The following is a 17,159-nucleotide window of genomic DNA, read 5'->3' as shown; positions in this document are numbered from 1 at the left end:
TGGTGCTTCTTGCTGCAATGCTGATGGGGTTTGCCGCTGCGCCGGTCATCGCGCAGGGCGGCTCGCCACCGGAGCGTGCGAAATGGTCGCCTGCCGAAATCGCCGTGCTGGCCCGCTGGGTCGAAGCCGCACCGCTCGATGCGCTGCCCTCACCCTCGATGCGCGCGCTTGACGCCGCGCGGGCGTCGGATGAAGCGCAGGCGATCGACGCGGCTGCCGATGCGCTCGCGCTGGAACTGGCGCGCGGCCATCTGCTGGGTGCCGCGACAAAGGCGGAGCGCGCCGGATGGAACATCACCGACAGCGATGCCGATATCGACTTGCCCGCACGCATCGACCGGGCCCTGGCAGCCGGAAAGCTTGATAGGTTCTTCGCAGGTCTCGCCCCCGCCTATCCCGACTATGCGGTTTTGAAACAGGCGCTGGCGAGAGAGACCGATGCCGAAAACCGCACGACCATCGCGCGCAACATGGAACGCTGGCGCTGGATGCCGCAGCGGCTGGGGCGCGACTTCATCATCGTCAATGCCGCCGCTTTCAAACTGGCGCTCTGGCGCGATGGCAGCCATGTCGGCGACTGGCGCGTGATCAACGGCAAGACCAGCACGCCGACCCCTGTGTTTCAGGCAGAGGTCACGGGCGTGAACCTCAACCCCTGGTGGTATGTGCCCGCCAGCATCGTGCGCGAAAGCGTGGGATCGCTGATCCGCAAGAGCCCGCAGACCGCAAAGGCGCGCGGCTATGTCTGGGATGCCAGCGGCGTGCGGCAGAGGCCGGGACCGACCAATGCGCTGGGCCAGATGAAGCTGGTCATGCCCAATCGTTTCAGCGTCTATCTGCATGACACGCCGAACAAGACCCTGTTCGAGAAAGAGGTTCGCGCTTTCAGCCATGGCTGTGTCCGCGTCGGCGATGCGCTTGGCTTTGCCGCCACCTTGCTGGATACGCAGATGACCCGCGAAGAGGTCGATGCCGTGGTCGCGACGAACAAATCGACCGTGGTCGATCTGAACCGGCCATTGGCGATCTACATCACCTATTTCACCGCTATGGCCGATGATGATGGCGGCGTGAAGATCATGCCCGACATCTATCGCCGCGACGGACGCATCCGGTCTGTCGCCATGGCGCCCGCGCCGGTAAAGCCGGTCCGGCTGGCGGCGGCGGGGGGCTGTTTCTAGGCCTTCGCCTTGCCCTCGCGAAACTCGGAATAGGAATCGAGGATTTCGCTCATCTTCTTCAGCGCCTCGCGCCGCTTGGCCTCGTCATGAATATGGGCAAGATCGCTTTTCAGCCCGGTGACAAAGGCGGCGTAATCGTTCTGCCAGTCGCGGCCCAGCGCCTGCTGCAATTCGGTGCGACCCGTGCCGATGCGCTTGGCCGGCTTACCCGCCGCCAGCGCATAGCTCTCCCCTATTTCCGGCAGGCGCACGTTCTGATCCGGGCGGCGGCGCTGCAATTCGCGGCGCATCTGCTCCATCCCCTCGGGTTCGCCATGGTCAAGGAACAATGTGCCCCCGATGGGTTCGCGCGCCGCCACCCAGTCCAGCAACTCGCATTCGTCGGCATGGGCGGAGTAATGGTCGATCCGCCGGATCTGCGCCCTCACCCGCACATCGGTGCCGGAAATGCGGACGGCATTTGCACCCTCTTGTATCACCCGGCCCAATGACCCCTGCGCCTGAAACCCGACGAACAGCACGGTGCTGCCCCGGCGGTGGAGATTGTGGATCAGGTGGTGCCGGATGCGCCCGCCTTCACACATGCCCGATGCGGCCATGATGATCGCGCCGGTCATCGAATTGAGGCGGATCGATTCCGATACATCTGCCGTGAAATGGAAAGACGGACTGGCAAAGACATTGGCTCCGCCCGTATCCTCAAGCTCCGCCGCATAGCGGGCAAAGACTTCGGTGACGCGGCTGGCGAGCGGGCTGTCGATGAAGACGGGCACGTCCGGCACCTGCCCTTCGCGCAGCAAAGATGCGAGATCGAGCAGCAATTCCTGTGTCCGCTCCAGCGCGAAGACCGGGATGATGAGGTTTCCGCCCCGTGCCAGTGCCGAGCGGACCTCTGCGCCCAGCAGGCGGCGACGTTCCGCGATAGAGACGCGCTCGCGCTGACGCCCGCCATAGGTGGATTCGCAAATGACATGGTCGAAACCCGACGGCCCTTCGGGATCGGGCTGGAATGCCTTGTTGTCGGGGCCGATATCGCCAGAGCACATGATCTGCACCCCGCCTGCCACCAGTTCCACCGATGCTGCGCCCAATATGTGCCCCGCGTTCCACAGGCGCGCACGAAAACCGGGCGCGGGTTCGAACCATTCCTCCAGCTCGACCTTGCGGCAAAGGTGCCATGCGGCGATGGCGTCGGCCTCGGTATAGACCGGCTGAAACGCCTCTTCGCCCGCGCGGTCGCGGCGGCGATTGTGGCGCTCGGCTTCGGATTCCTGGATGCGGCCCGCATCGGCCAGCATGAATTCAAGGAGATCGGCGGTAGGCCCGGTGCACCAGATCGTGCCTTTGAACCCCTGCGCGACCAGTTTCGGCAGCAGCCCGCTATGGTCGATATGCGCATGGGTGAGGATGACGGCGGGAATTTTCGCGGGGTCGAATTCGAACGGTCCGGCGTTCAGATATTCAAGCGTGCGCGACCCTTGGAACATGCCGCAATCGACCAGCAACGAAACGCCTTTTTGCGCGAATTCCATGCAACTGCCGGTGACGGTGCGCGCCGCCCCGTGAAAGCGCAATGAGAGCGGATAGCCCTCTGCCGATTTCGGTCCATGGTCTGCCATCACGCCCTCTCCTTCGCGATGATTTTTCTCTTTCCCAATGATTTTTGGGGCAGTTTACGCCATGGGCGCAGTGGTGTCACCGCCGTCCATGCTGCGCAGCATTTTTGCCCGTCACTCCGCCAATCCCGGCGCGGCCAGAGTGCCCGCGCGCGACAGTAATACGCCCAGCGCGCAGGATGCGATGCGCGTCCTTTCGCTATCGGCGCGGCTGGTCAGGATAATCGGCACGCGCGCGCCCAGCACGATGCCGGCGGCATCCGCACCGGCAAGGAAGGTCAGTTCCTTGGCCAGCATGTTGCCCGCTTCCAGTGTCGGCACGATCAGGATCTCGGCATTGCCCGCAACGGGTGAGACGATGCCCTTTTCCCGCGCCGCAATCGCGCTGATCGCATTGTCGAAGGCCAGCGGCCCATCCAGCACTCCGCCGGTGATCTGCCCGCGATCCGCCATCTTGCACAAGGCGGCGGCATCCAGTGTCGATTCCATCACCGGCATCACCGTTTCCGATGCGGACAGGATGGCGACGCGGGGCGTTTCGATGCCGATGACGTGGGCGACATCGATGGCGTTCCGGATGATGTCGGCCTTTTCCATCAAGGTGGGCGCGACATTGATCGCGGCATCGCTAATCAGCAGCGGCGGTTCGTGCCCCGGCACATCCATCACATAGACATGGCTGAGGCGGCGTTCGGTGCGCAGCCCATGCGTCTTGTCCAATACCGCATGCATCAGCTCATCGGTGTGGAGCGAGCCTTTCATCAGCAGCCGCGCCTCGCCCGAAATCACCAGATCCACCCCGCGCGCGGCGGCGGCATGGCTGTGCGGGGCCGCTTCGATGCGAAGGCCCGAAATGTCGATCCCGGCTTCCTGCGCCACGCTTTCGATCTTTACCTGCGGGCCGACGAGGATGGGCACGATCATGCCCGCCTCCGCGGCCTCCAGCGCTGCGGACAATGCCACGGCGGAGCACGGGTGAACGATCGCAGTGGGCACCGGTTCGCCGCCCCGGCAGCGTTTGACCAGCGCGGCGTGGACATCGTGATCGGGGATGACGACCCGCGGAAGTTCGACCCGCTTGCGGCGGATCTTCTCGGTCGGGGCCATGACCTCGGCCTCTCCCGTGATCACCGCTTCGCCGCGCTGGTTGGTGCATTGGCAGTCCAGCGTCAGTGCGTGATGCTTCTCGCGCTTTTCCTTCACCGTGACGGTGGCGGTGATGTGATCGCCAAGGCTGACGGGTTTGAGAAAGCGAAAGCTCTGCCCCAGATAGATCGTGCCCGGCCCCGGCAATTCCGTCCCCAGCACCGCGCTGATCAGACCGCCGCCCCACAGGCCATGGGCGATCACATGGTGGAACATGTCCCCTTCGGCATATTCCGGGTCCATATGCGCGGGGTTCACATCGCCCGATGCCAAGGCGAATAGCTGGATGTCACGCTCTGTCAGCGTGCGCGACACGCTGGCGCTGTCGCCGACGGATATTTCGTCGAATGTGCGGTTCTCGATGGTCGCGGTGTCGTGCATTGCCCTATCGCTCCATCACATAGGAACCGGGCGCGTCCTCGATGGCCGGATATCCGCATCGGGAATTGCCCATCGGCGGCGGTTTTACCGGCGTGCCCGATTGCGTAGCCAGCCATTCGCCCCATGCGCTCCACCACGATCCTTCGCGGCTTTCGGCCATGTGGCACCATTCTTCCGCGCCAATGGCGGGGCCGTCCTTTTCCCGGGTCATGATCTTGTAATGCCGGTGCCGGTGACCCGGTTCGGACACGATGCCGGCATTATGCCCGCCGCTGGTCAGCACGAAGGTAATCTCTGCCGGCGTCAGCCAGTGCAGCTTATGCACCGAATGCCATGGGGCGACATGATCGCGTTCGGTCCCGACAAGGAATATCGGCTGGCGAAGGGACGACAGGCTCACGCCCTTGCCGCCTGCCTTGAAATGCCCCTCGGCCAAGGCATCGTGCAGGAACAGCTTTTTCAGATACTGGCTGTGCATGGCGTAAGGCATGCGCGTGCCATCGGCGTTCCACGCCATCAGGTCGCTCATCTCCTCGCGCTCGCCCATCAAATAGGTTTTCAGAACGCGCGACCAGATGAGATCGCTGGACCTGAGGATCTGGAAAGCCCCGCCCATCTGGCTACTATCGAGATAGCCCGATCCCCACATCATGTTTTCAAGCAGGTTCAATTGCGCTTCGTCGATGAAGAGGCCCAGTTCCCCCGGCTCCGAAAACTCGGTCTGGGCGGCAAGCAGGGTAAGGCTGGCAAGCCGGTGATCGCGGTCCCGCGCCATTGCGGCGGCAGTGATCGAAAGCAGCGTCCCGCCAAGGCAATAGCCCAGCGCATGCGTCTTTTCCGCCCCGGTGATCGCGCCAATCGCATCCAGCGCCGCCATCGGCCCCAAAGTGCGATAATCGTCAAGGTCGAGATCGCGGTCGTGGCTGACCGGGTTGTGCCAGCTGATCGCGAACACGGTATAACCCTGCCCCACCAGCCACGCGATCAGCGAGTTATGGGGCGACAGGTCGAGGATGTAATATTTCATAATCCACGCCGGCACGATCAGCACCGGTTCGGGCCTGACCTTGTCGGTCGTGGGTAAATATTGGATCAGCTCGATCAGCCGGTTGCGGAACACGACCTTCCCCGGCGTGACGGCCAAAGTCTCGCCCACCTTGAAATCGCCGGTATCGACCGAAGGTTCGCCGCGGATCGTTGCGGTGAAATCTTCAAGGAACAGCCGCGCCCCGTCGACGAGGCATTTGCCGCCCGTTTCGACGATCCTTTCCTGCAGCACCGGATTGGTCGCGATGAAATTGCTGGGGGCCATCATGTCGAGCATCTGGCGCGTGGCGAAATCGACGATGTTCTCGTGGTGGCGGGTCACGCCCATCACCCCGGTCGTGGCCGCATGCCACCATTGCTGCTGAAGGAGGAAGGACTGGCTGATCGCGTTGAAGGGCCAATGCTTCCACGCGTCGTCGTCGAAGCGGTGATCCTGCTCCAGAGGCTCGATCGCGGGATGATCGGCGAGCTGGCCCGACAGCGTGGTGGTGGCAAGCCGCGCCAGCTTACGCGCCGCTTTCGACGTCAGCTGCATCTGCTTTCCGGGGGATACTGCCAGATGCATCGCCCAGTCCGACCACGCCTGCATCATGGTGACAGGGGACAGGCCGTGCGTCGCCTGCGCGATCACCGAAAAGCTGGATCGGTCCATCGTCTCGGCCACGCCGTCCAGCGGGTCGGCGTGGCTTTCGATAATACTTGCGCGCTTGTCGGGTAAGGCCATGGTCACTCCTGCGCTTATGCCCTGCCACGATGCCGGCGCGCGCGTCCTTGACCTGACGCAAATACGCCGGACCCCACGGGATGGGCCCGGCGTATGGTCTCATGACCGCAAAGTGCGGTGCAAGAGCAGTAATGAGCGGCCCGTTAGCTGACCGCAGGCTTTCTGGCAAATATTCCGAAGCCGGCAATGATTGCGTAGCAGATCGCCGGCAGGATCAGCGCAAAACCGAGGCTGCCCGACAGGTCGGCCAATGCTCCGGTTGCCAGCGGCACGACCGCGCCGCCGAAGATCGCGACATTGATGATGCCCGATCCATCCGCCGCGCGCGGGCCCAGCTTTTCGCAGGCGAGGCTGAAGATCGTCGGGAACATGATCGAATTCATCAGGCCGATAGCCAGCAGCGAATAGGCCGAGACCACGCCCGTCGTATTGGTCGAGATCGCGATCAGCGCGATTGCCGCACAGGTGTTGAACGCCAGCACCAGCCCGGGGCTGACGAAACGCAGCACCAGCGAACCGATGAACCGCCCGATCATCGCACCGCCCCAATAGAGGCTGATCATCCAGCCGATCACGTTCTCGGGCTGGCCCAGAACGTCTTCGAGCATGAGATAGTTGATGATGACAGACCCGATCGACACTTCCGCACCGACGTAAAGGAAGATGCACAGCGCACCGTAACCGAAGCGCGGACGCTTCAGCAGGGACAGGCCTTCGGCGATGCTGGTGTCTTCGTGGTTTTCACCCTTGAGCTTGTTGCGGAACATCCAGACCGCAAGCGCCACGATGCCGATGGCAACGGCGAGGCCGATATAGGTATTGGCGATCATCGCGCTTTCGGCCGAACGATAGGCGGCAAGCGCTGCGCCCTCCAGCTCGTCCGCCGAAACGTCAGCCAGCTTGCCCAGGATCAGCCCGGCGCCAACCAGCGGGAAGATATAGGTGCCAAAGGAATTGAACGCCTGCGCGAAAGTCAGGCGGCTGTGCGCGGTGGAAGGCTTGCCCAGCATCGAGATCAGCGGATTGGCGACCACCTGGATGATCACCACGCCCGAGGCCAGCACGAACAAGGCAAACAGGAACAGGCCATAGACCGCGTTCTGGCTGGCCGGGATGAAGAGCAGGCAGCCCACCATCATCAGCACCAGCCCCGCGACCGCACCGCGCATATAGCCCAGCTTCTTCACCAGCTTCGCGCCGGGAATGCCGATCACCAGATAGGCGGTGAAGAAGCAGAACTGCACAAGCATTGCCTGCGTGTAATTGAGCGTGAAAAGCTCTTTCAGCTTCGGGATGATGACATCGTTCAGCGAGGTGATCCCGCCAAAAATGAAGAACAGCGCGAACACGAAATACTGAAGGCCCGGCGCATCGACCGGCGGGGTATCGTCGGTCATGGGCGCGGTGTCAGTGCTCGACGAAACGTCGGGGGCTAGTGCCATCGGGAAACCTCTCTTCGGCTGGCGGTTTTGCCGCTCGTTACTGTGCGGGCGCTACCGGCGCGGCCGGGGGACAATCGTAGTTTTCGCCCACCGCTTCGACATTGGCGCCGATCAGCGTTGCCGCAAACCCTACGCCCGCATCGATTCGCAGGGCATTGCCCACTTGCGCAAAATCTGCGCCCAAGTCAGCAAAACAACGCAGCGGAATCCGCAAGGTGGTCGCCTCTCCGATGGGCGCGCCGTCCAGCCAATCATCGAGCGATACCATGTTATTGCCCATGCCCAGCGACACCGGCGCATCGCCGCGCGCATCGATCCGCCAGTCGAGCCGCAGCGCAAACGCATTGTTGAGCTGGCGCGACAGATCGGCGGCAGGGCCGTCGATGGACACCGTGCCGGGGCCGGTGAAAACGATGGACTTCGCATCCTCCTGCGCCGCGTAATCGACTGAGCGTGCCACGATGGCACCGCCCGCGCTGCTGGACGGCGCGGGGCCGACCGAACGCTTGCCGCCTGCGTCGGTCAGGCTCATCTCCCACGGTGCCTGCGCGCGGCCCGCGACGAAGAAATCCTCCACGTTCAGCGCCTGCGCAATGTCGAGGCCGAAACCCTCTGCCAGTTTCGGCACGGTGCCGGGTTTCGTATAGCTCAGGCCATAGCCCAGATCGAACAGCGGATCGGCGATCGGCGATACCGCGTCTCTTGGCCATGGGAACGACAGCGCGCCGGTGAAATCACGCACCGGCTTGCCATCCGCCCCCGCGACCAGCACATCGGCCACGCCCGCGCCCTGCGACCCGGGAAGCCATGCGGCAACGAACGCATCGGAGGCGTTTATTTCGCGGCTCATGAACATGGGACGGCCCGACAGGAAAACCGAAACGACTTTTACCCCTTCGCTCTTCAGCTTTTTCAGGAGCGCCAGATCGCTCGCGCCGCTGGGCTGATAGGCGAGCGTCGGGACATCGCCCTGAAATTCTGCATAGGGTTTTTCGCCGAACACCACGATGGCGACATCGGGCTTTTCGGCAAAGCTGCCGTCTTCGGACAAGGTCGCGCTGCCGCCCGCTTCGGTCACGGCGGCGTCGATGCCGTCCCAGATGGTCTGGCCATTGGGGAAATCCTCGCGGGTCACATCCGTGCCCTGCCAGCTGATCGTCCAGCCACCCGACTGCATGGCAAAACTGTTCGCGCCCTCACCCGCGACCAGCACTTTCGCGCCGGGTTTGATCGGCAGGACCGAACCGGAATTTTTCAAAAGCACCAGCGATTTCGCCACCGCCTCGCGCGCCACGGCCAGATGTTCGGGCGCGCCGATGGCAGCATAATCGCGCCGCGCCGGGATCGGATCGTCAAGCAGGCCGAGCTTCGCCTTGACCCGCAGGATGCGGCGCACAGCATCATTGATGCGCGCCTGCGGGATATCACCGGCACGGGCATGGCTGTACATGTTGTCGAACAGGCCCTTCCAGCTGTCGGGCGCCATGAACATGTCGAGCCCCGCCATCAGCGCGGGCACGCAATCGGTGACGGTGCAGCCCGGAACCTGCCCGTGGCCGTTCCAGTCACCCACTACGAAACCGCCAAAGCCCATGCGCCCCTTGAGCACGTCGGACAGAAGATACGGATTGGCGTGGTTCTTCGCCCCGTTCCAGCTGGAGAAGCTGGCCATCACGGTCAGCGCCCCGGCATCAATCGCGCCGGGGTATCCGGCGTTATGGACGCGGACAAGCTCGTCCTCGCCGATCTTCGCGTCGCCCTGGTCCTTGCCCCCTTCGGTGCCGCCATCGGCAAGGAAGTGCTTGGCAGTTGCGGCCACATGGGTCGCGTCGATTTCAACGCCCGATTTCAGCGGCCCCTGCAGGCCCAGCACCATCGCTTTCGAATAGCTGGCGACGATTGCGGGATCGGATGAATAGCCCTCATAAGCGCGGCCCCAGCGCAAGTCCTGAGGCACGGCGAGCGTAGGCGCGAAGGTCCATTCGATGCCGCTGCCCGCGATCTCGTCAGCGGTGATTTCGCCGATGCGGCGGATGAGATCAGGATCATGCGCCGCGCCAAGGCCGACATTATGCGGAAAGATCGTCGCACCCGGCACGTTATTGTGGCCATGCACCGCGTCGATGCCAAAGATGATCGGCACCGCCACACCCTGCGCGCGCGGCGCGGTGGATGCTGCGCGGAATTCGCGGATCATCCGGTCCCATTCGCTGGCATTGGCGCGTTCGTCGCCATAAGGCCCCGAATTGCCGCCCGCGAGCAGGCTGCCGACCGGATATTGGGCCAGGTCATCAGGCGTGATCGTACTGATGTCGGCCTGGATCAGCTGCCCGATCTTCTGCTTCAGCGTCATCGCGGCAAGAATTGCCGAAATCCGGTTTTCGGTTGCCGTGTCGGTGATCGCCGATGGCGATCGCGCCTCTGGCCAAAGCGTGATGTCATGCGCGGTAGCGCGTGTGTTCTCACTCGTGAGTACCGGCGCGTTCTGCCCTGCATGGGCCACTGCCGCGGTCCCTGCCAAAAGCCCCGCCATCGCGAGTGATGCAAGCTTGCCTGCCATCCCCAATCCCGTCTTTCTTTGCTGCTGGCCGTTCTTATGTGAACGTTCTCAATAATGAGCCAATCGCACGGCGATCCGGAAAAATCAAGCCTTCGGGGAATTTTGATTTCCGCCCGGTTCAGGCGGGCGAAGCCCCCGAAGCGGCAGTCGAATCCCGCTCCACCAAGGTCGCAGGCACGACCACGGGCTGCGCTGGCGGCTTCTCGCCCTTTTGCGCTTCGATCAAGAGCTCGACCGCGCGGCTGGTCACCGCCGCGATGGGCTGGTCAACGGCGGTCATGGTGGGATGGGTAAAGCGCACCAGCGGCGTGTTGTCGAAACTGATTATCGACAGATCGGTGGGAAGCGACAGCCCCATCTCGCGCGCAACCTGCATCGTGGCGAGCGCCATCGGTCCGCTGCTGGCGATGATGGCGCTGGGCCGGTCTTCGCGCGAAAGCAGCGCCTTTGCCGCGACAAGGCCGCTGTCGAAGCCGAAATCACCCGCCTCGCAAAGATCATCAATCGGCAGATCCGCCCCGGCCATGGCCTTTTTCCAGCCATCGACGCGCCATCCGCTGACCGAATAATCCGCCGGCCCCGCGATCATCGCGATCCGCTTGTGACCAAGCTCGATCAGCCGCTCAGTCGCGCTGCGGGCCGCGCCCTCGTCATCCATGGTGAGCGCGATGCCCGGCCCTTCCTGCGCCGAACCGATGCGGGCGAAGGGGATTTTCTGCTCTGCCAGCATGCCCGTGATCAGCGGGTTTTCGGAGTGCGGCGGCGTGAGGATCACGCCATCGGGTTGCAACGCGGCGATAGTGGCGGCAAGTTCGCGCCGGATATGGTCGGAATGAGTGTCGACCAGTTCGAACATCAGGCGATAGCCATGTTCGGCGCATTTCAGCATGCCGCCCAGCAGCATCTGGTCGACCCAGTCGGCGCCTTGCCGTTCGCGCCAGTCGGCAATGGTGCGGTCGCGGTCATTCAATGCGAGGATAAGATAAGACCGCGACCCGCTCATCCGCTGGGCCGCGATGGAGGGGACATAGCCCAGCCTGTCGATGGAGGCCTGCACCCGCTCCTGCATTTCGGGGCGGACATTGGGTTCCTTGTTGATGACGCGGCTGACGGTCTGAAGCGATACGCCCGCATCCGCCGCCACATGCTTGATCGTGACCGCCTGACGCCGCCTAGCCATTGTTTCCGTCTACCCCGCTTACGTTCATGCCAAGGCGCCTCCAGCCCCCGCTGTTAGCGTTCGCACGCCTTTCCGGTAGCCTGATCCGCGCCGCATTGCCAGACGCGCACCCAATCAACCTTCATCTGCTTGGGAAAGCCGGTCTCGTCGACGCCCTTCAGCCCGCGACTTTCGGCAAGCCCGCCACCAATGGCGAGATTGAGGATCAGGTGGAAACGCCGGTCGAAGGGCGACAGCGGATCATCGCTTGCCGGCGTGTACCAATCCCCGGCGGTCTGCACCTGGTAGCTTTTTCCATCGACGAACCATTCGATCCGCCCTTCGCTCCATTCGATGGCGAAGGTGTGAAAGCCCAAGAGCACTTCGGGGTAATGGATTTCTTCGCCCTTGTGCGCGTTTTCAGGCGGGAAGCCGCCGAAATGCAGGGTCCCGAGGACCGTATCCTCCTTGCCGGTGGGGCAATCGGCGCATTTGGTGCCAAGGTTCACCGCTTCCAGAATGTCGATCTCGCCCGATGCGGCCCAGCGGCCATAGGCGCCGCTTTCGGGCAGCATCCAGATCGCGGGCCACGTGCCCTGCCCCTGCGGCAGTTCGGCCCGCACCTCGATCCGGCCATAGCGCCACGCAGCCCGATCGCGCGTGGTCAGCCGCGCGCTGGTGAAGGGCTTGGTCGCGTCCGGCACATCGCCCCCGCCACGCTGATCCAGCGGAAGCGCGGGGCCCGTCATGCTTTCCTTGCGCGCGGTGATGACCAGATGGCCGTCCTCGACATGCGCATTCCGGGGGCTGTCGGTGTAACACTGGCGCTCATTATTGCCGCCGCCCCAGCAGTTCTCCTCCAGCTCCCATTTCATCGGGTCGATGGCGTCCCCGTCGAACTCGTCCGACCAGACCAGTTGCCATTTGCTGTCGTCGTTATCTTGCGCATGCGCGGTAACGGGCGCGACCAGTGCTGTCGCGGCAAGCAAGGTGAGAAGTTTCATGCGGCCTCCGCCTCGCGCGCACCGCAGGTGCGGGAGACATAATGATGGTGGTCGGGAAGACTGGCGACGGTCTTCGCCACGCTTTCGCGGATGGTCTTCAGGAACTGCGCCATTTCCTCGTCCGAAAGCTTGGCGGCGATGGGGTGATGGGATTGCGGCACGATGCCCTGCCCCATCATCACCTGCACCCAGCTGTTCTCGACGAAAAGCTCGTCGTTCTTGCGGAAGACACGTCCGGTTTCGCGGAACAGCTCGATCTTTTGCGTGAGCGTATCGGGCACCGGCATCACGGCGCATTGCCGCCAGAACGGGGAATCGCGCCGTTCGGTGACCTTGTAATGGAGGATCAGGAAGTCGCGGATCTGCTCCATGTCGGTCAACTGCTGGTCGTTGAATTCGGCAATGTCGCGGGCGCTGATCGTGCCTGCCGGCAGCATGCGGATCAGGCGCAGGATAGCACGCTGGATGAGGTGGATGGAGGTCGATTCCAGCGGTTCCATGAACCCGCCCGACAGGCCGATGGCGATGCAGTTCCGATGCCACTGCCGCCGCCGCGCCCCTGTGGTGAAGCGCAGGCGATTGGGCTTCGTCAGCACCTCGCCCTCGACTGTTGAGAGCAGCTTCGCCTCGGCCTCGTCATCCGACATGTAGCGGCTGCAATAGACGATGCCATTGCCGCCCCGGTGCTGCAGCGGAATGCGCCATTGCCAGCCCGCCTCATGCGCGATCGCCTTCGTATAAGGGATCGGCGGGCGAACGCTGGCAGTCTGCACCGCGATGGCGCGGTCGCACGGTAGCCAATGCGTCCAGTCGTCGTACCCTGCATGCAAAGCCCCCTCGATCAGCAAGGCGCGAAAGCCGGTGCAGTCGAGGAAGAGATCGCCCTCGATCCGCGTGCCCGCGTCCAGCGTCAGCGCGGCGATGTCGCCGGTCTCGCCGTTCAGCTCCACCTTGGCGATCTTGCCCTCGACACGGGTGACGCCGTCGGCTTCGGCCATGGCGCGCAGGAACTTTGCGTAAAGCGCGCTGTCGAGCTGATAGGCGTAGTTCAGGCGATTATCGGGCAGATGCGCGAACTTGCCCGCATGGGCGGCCTTCAGTTCAAGGCAGTACTCGTCATAGCTTTCGCTGTGTCCACGCTCGCGCCCGTTCAGCCAGAAGTGCTGGAACCCTGCCGACCAGTGGTCCTTCCCCGTGATGCCGAAGCTATGGAAATAGCCGTTCCCTGAATCGAATTCGCCCGGCTCGCGCCAGTTTTCAAACTGGATGCCCAGCTTGAACGTCGCCTGCGTGGCGCGCATGAACTCGGCCTCGTTAATGCCGAGCAGGCGGTTGAAGCCCACCAGCGGCGGGATCGTGCTTTCACCCACGCCGACGGTGCCGATCTGCTCGCTTTCCACCAGCGTCACATCGACCATCTCACCCAAGGTGCGGGCGATAGCGGCAGCGGCCATCCAGCCTGCGGTGCCGCCGCCTGCGATCACGATACGGCGCGGGGTCGGTTTCATCGCGAAAGGCTCCTAAGCAGGAATGCGCGGATGCGGCCCGCGCTTTCGGGCGTCAGCGGGCCGAGCACGCTGCGCGCCTTTTCGGGGATGTGGTCGGTGACTTCGGGGCCCGCGCCGAACACGTAATGTTCAAACAGATCGCGCCAGATCGCGCGGTCCTTTTCGGGCAGGTCGCGGATCGACATCATGGCGTGATTGAGAGCATCCTGCGGCTGCCCCAGCCAGCGCGGCGTATCGCGCCACCAATAGTTCACCAGCACGTTGAAGTCGGACAATCCCTCGACATGGTGCCACCACATCGACGGGATGAAGAGAGCATCGCCCGGCTCTAGCTCTGCCACTTGCGCATGGGCCAGCGCCTCGCGGAAGCGGGGGTGCGCATCGTAATCGGGCGCGGCGAAATCGACCATGGATACCGCCCGCCCCGCTGGCGTGTTGTCGACCGGGCCAAGGTAGAGATTGCGGAACTGGTCAGGCGGAAACAGGGTGAAACGCCGCCTCCCCACCGCACAGCAGGCGAGATTGTCGGGGAAGTCGTTATGCGCAGCGATCCGCGTCGCTGTCCCGATCCAGATGGATCGCAGCGGATCGCGGCCCGACAGGTCGACATCATTTTCCTCCACCAACCCGTCGAAATATTCGTGCATGTCGATGGAGGCGAGATAGATTGCGGGGCTATCCTCCTCGGCCTCGGCTTCGTCGATCTTCTGGAATATCTCGGGCAGTTTTGCCTTTGCCATGCGGAAATTCATGGCGAAATCGTCGGTGTACCACAGGCGGCCACCCGCATCCGGCGGCGCGATGGAAACGGTGAAGGGCCGGTCCTGACGCTTTCTCAGCAAATAATCGCGCGCATTGCGGCTACCGGCCAGCCCCGCCTGCACCAACGGCCAGTCCTTCACCAGCCCGCGAATGATGAAAGGCCGCTCCGCCCCGCGCAGACGTTCGGAAAGGTCAGCGGCGTCGGCCACCGCGATCTCGCGCACCGGCGTGAGGCCAGTGAGAGGGCCGGGATCGGCCTCAGCCATCAGATGTGTCCTTCGCGCCGGTTCTTGCGCGCGACCAGCTCGCCGATCTGCGACAGCGAAGCCAATGCCATGAAGATCGGCATAAGGTGCCCTTCGGCATGCAGCTCGGCCACAGCCTCGCCGTCCAGCGCCTGCAGCTTTGCCTCATCGATGATGTGGAAGCCCACGAGATTGTTTTTGGCCCCATCCGCCAGCGTAATCTCCAGCGTGAAGGGTTCGAGCAGTTCATGCCGCTTCAAGGCCGCAAAAAACGCGTCCTGCCCGCGATAGCCCTGGTCGACTGCACCCAGCTGTTCGGCGATCCCTTCCAGATATGGCGTGGGTCGGCCATCCTCGTCGAAAACGCGTGTGCCTTCGGCGGCATTGGCGCGGGGGTGCTCCATGTCGACATGCACCTGCCCCGGCCCCTCGCCATCCGGGTTCCTCCCGATCAGAAACGGCTGGATCGAGAGAGCCAGCGGGCGATAGGCTGCATCCCATTTCCCATTGTCGAGAAACAGGTTCTCCCCCTGCTCAAACCCGAACATGGCGAGCGCGTGAAAATTCTCGCGCGCGGCGTCCATGCGGAACAGGATCGGAAACTCGCCCTGCACCCGGCGGAATTCATCGGGAAAGGTGATGCAGCTCATTACCCCATCGCCCATGTCCGCGGACGGGTCGGAGGCGACGCGCAGGTCGCGGTGGGTGTTGCTGTCGAGAATGGCGTGACTGGTCATCGGTTTGCTCCAGCGGGAATGGGGGCGGCCTGACGCAAGGCATCTTGATAGGCGCGATTGGTCGGCAGCGCGGCGGTCATTCGCCGCGCACGTTCGCGCACATCGGCCAGCGGATCTGATGCCGCTGGCGGCAAATGGGCGGGAAGATCATGGCCCATGCCATATAGCACATATTGCCAGCTTGCCGCGGGAAACACTTCATTTGCCAATGGAAAATCATCGGCGGCAGGCGGCTGTTCGCGCCAAAGCGCCAGCATGTCGGACAGCGTATCGGGCACGCTCGAGACATGGTCGCGCCAATAGGGTTCGGTCCGCTGTGAGAGCGCATAATGCAGTTTGAGGAAATCGACGATCCGGTCCCAGCGCTGGCGAAACAGCGCATCGAAACGGCGGGCGTGGACCGGCATGGTCGCACGGCTCTGCGGGAAATTGTCCATCAGCATCGTCAGCGACAATTCGATCATGACGATGGCCGATGCTTCCAGCGGTTCGACGAACCCGGCGGACAGGCCGACGGCAAGGCAATTGCCTTTCCAGAAACTATCACGGTGCCCGCTGGCGAAACGCAGCAGGCGCGGTTCCAGTGCGTCGATATCCGCACCCGGCACGGCTTTGGCGACATGGGCGCGCAGCACGTCCGCGGCGCGGGTTTCATCCATATGGGCGGAGGAGAAGACGCAGCCGATGCCGCGACGTGCGGGCAGCGCGATGTCCCACAGCCAACCGGCCTCGTGCGCCGTGCCGATGGTCTGGGATGCAATCGCGCTGCCCGCTTCGACCGGCACCTGCATGGCGAGCGCGCGATCGTTGGAGAGGACTTGCGAGCGGTCGATGAAGCCCGCGCCGCAATGGCCGTCGATCAAAAGCGCCCGCATGCCGGTGCAGTCGAGGAACAGATTCCCTTCGAGCATGGGGTGAGAGGAAAGGTGCAGGCCCTTGATATTGCCGCCTTCATCCGGCTCAACGCCGGTAATGCGGTCGGCGATATGGGTAACGCCCAACCGCCCGGTGGCATGGCGCTTCAGCAGCGCCGCGAACTTGCCCGCGTCGAGGTGGTAGCCATAATTGAGCGCACCGGCATAGCCCGGCATCGTACGCTGACGCGGGGCCAGATCGGCGGCGCAGGCATCGGCCTGCGGGGTCATGGCGCTGGCAAACGACCCCATCGCGTTCCACGCCGATAGCATCGGCGCAAGCGATCCCGCAGGCGGGGCGGTGAACGGGTGGAGATAGCTGTCGCCTGCCGATCCGTCGCGCCATCCGTCAAATCGCGACCCCTGCTTGAACGAGGCATCGCAGGCGAGCAGGAATTCCTCTTCGGCAATCCCAATGGTGGCCAGCGTGCCGCGCATGGTCGGCCATGTTCCCTCACCCACGCCGATGGTGGGGATGTCGGGAGCCTCGACCAGCGTAACGGAAAGATCGCGGCCATCGGTGCGGGCGCGCGCAGCGATCGTGCAGGCCGACAGCCAGCCGGCGGTGCCGCCGCCTGCGATCACGATCCTGCTGATCTCGCCCTTTGGGGGCGTAACGCCCGACATGGCCCGTCACTCTCCTGTTGTTCTATAAGGCGGAAAAGGCCGCCGGGGCTTTTGTGCCCGCGACGACCTTTCCCGATTGCTCAATTCATATCAAGCGGTCGCCAGC

12 protein-coding genes are annotated in these 17,159 nt (G+C 63.6%); 1 reads left to right on the top strand and 11 read right to left on the bottom strand.

Features of this window, described 5'->3' with window-relative positions; translation table 11 throughout:
* Positions 1-2: 2 nt before the first annotated feature.
* Positions 3-1,181, top strand: a complete 1,179-nt coding sequence (locus A9D13_RS15450) for a L,D-transpeptidase family protein (RefSeq protein WP_229665340.1) — start codon at positions 3-5, stop codon at positions 1,179-1,181.
* Here the strand turns inward: A9D13_RS15450 and A9D13_RS15445 are convergent.
* From A9D13_RS15445 to A9D13_RS15395, 11 genes are all read right to left on the bottom strand, one after another.
* Positions 1,178-2,800, bottom strand: a complete 1,623-nt coding sequence (locus tag A9D13_RS15445; RefSeq protein ID WP_066775637.1) for an MBL fold metallo-hydrolase RNA specificity domain-containing protein — start codon at positions 2,798-2,800, stop codon at positions 1,178-1,180. The genes A9D13_RS15450 and A9D13_RS15445 overlap by 4 nt on opposite strands.
* 111 nt (positions 2,801-2,911) lie before the next feature.
* On the bottom strand, positions 2,912-4,324 hold the full coding sequence (locus A9D13_RS15440) for a bifunctional enoyl-CoA hydratase/phosphate acetyltransferase (RefSeq protein ID WP_066775633.1): 1,413 nt from the start codon (positions 4,322-4,324) through the stop codon (positions 2,912-2,914).
* Between the two features lie 4 nt (positions 4,325-4,328).
* Positions 4,329-6,095 carry a PHA/PHB synthase family protein gene (locus A9D13_RS15435; protein ID WP_229665338.1) on the bottom strand — a complete coding sequence of 589 codons (1,767 nt, stop codon included), beginning with the start codon at positions 6,093-6,095 and terminating at the stop codon, positions 4,329-4,331.
* 143 nt (positions 6,096-6,238) lie between these two features.
* The gene (locus A9D13_RS15430) at positions 6,239-7,537 is read right to left on the bottom strand and encodes a sugar MFS transporter (protein WP_066775632.1); all 1,299 of its coding nucleotides are present in this window, start codon (positions 7,535-7,537) and stop codon (positions 6,239-6,241) included.
* 37 nt (positions 7,538-7,574) lie between these two features.
* Positions 7,575-10,097 carry a glycoside hydrolase family 3 protein gene (locus A9D13_RS15425; RefSeq protein ID WP_066775631.1) on the bottom strand — a complete coding sequence of 841 codons (2,523 nt, stop codon included), beginning with the start codon at positions 10,095-10,097 and terminating at the stop codon, positions 7,575-7,577.
* 118 nt (positions 10,098-10,215) lie between these two features.
* Positions 10,216-11,277, bottom strand: a complete 1,062-nt coding sequence (locus A9D13_RS15420; RefSeq protein ID WP_066775629.1) for a LacI family DNA-binding transcriptional regulator — start codon at positions 11,275-11,277, stop codon at positions 10,216-10,218.
* 53 nt (positions 11,278-11,330) lie between these two features.
* A complete protein-coding gene (locus A9D13_RS15415; RefSeq protein WP_066775627.1) occupies positions 11,331-12,260 on the bottom strand; it encodes a glycoside hydrolase family 16 protein in 930 nt (309 codons plus the stop codon).
* Entirely contained in the window at positions 12,257-13,768 is a 1,512-nt protein-coding gene (locus tag A9D13_RS15410; protein ID WP_066775626.1) for a tryptophan halogenase family protein, read from the bottom strand. The genes A9D13_RS15415 and A9D13_RS15410 overlap by 4 nt, the downstream gene beginning before the upstream one ends.
* Complete coding sequence (locus A9D13_RS15405) at positions 13,765-14,796, bottom strand: cupin-like domain-containing protein (protein ID WP_066775625.1); 1,032 nt, start codon at positions 14,794-14,796, stop codon at positions 13,765-13,767. The genes A9D13_RS15410 and A9D13_RS15405 overlap by 4 nt, the downstream gene beginning before the upstream one ends.
* Complete coding sequence (locus A9D13_RS15400) at positions 14,796-15,512, bottom strand: SapC family protein (RefSeq protein WP_066775623.1); 717 nt, start codon at positions 15,510-15,512, stop codon at positions 14,796-14,798. Before A9D13_RS15400 ends, A9D13_RS15405 begins: the two co-directional genes overlap by 1 nt.
* A complete protein-coding gene (locus A9D13_RS15395) occupies positions 15,509-17,053 on the bottom strand; it encodes a tryptophan halogenase family protein (protein WP_066775618.1) in 1,545 nt (514 codons plus the stop codon). Before A9D13_RS15395 ends, A9D13_RS15400 begins: the two co-directional genes overlap by 4 nt.
* Positions 17,054-17,159 lie beyond the last annotated feature (106 nt).

Source organism: Croceicoccus mobilis, assembly GCF_001661965.1.
Classification (GTDB): Bacteria; Pseudomonadota; Alphaproteobacteria; order Sphingomonadales; family Sphingomonadaceae; genus Croceicoccus; species Croceicoccus mobilis.
The sequence above is the reverse complement of the archived record's forward strand: the minus strand, read 5'-3'. Positions and strand labels throughout refer to the sequence as shown.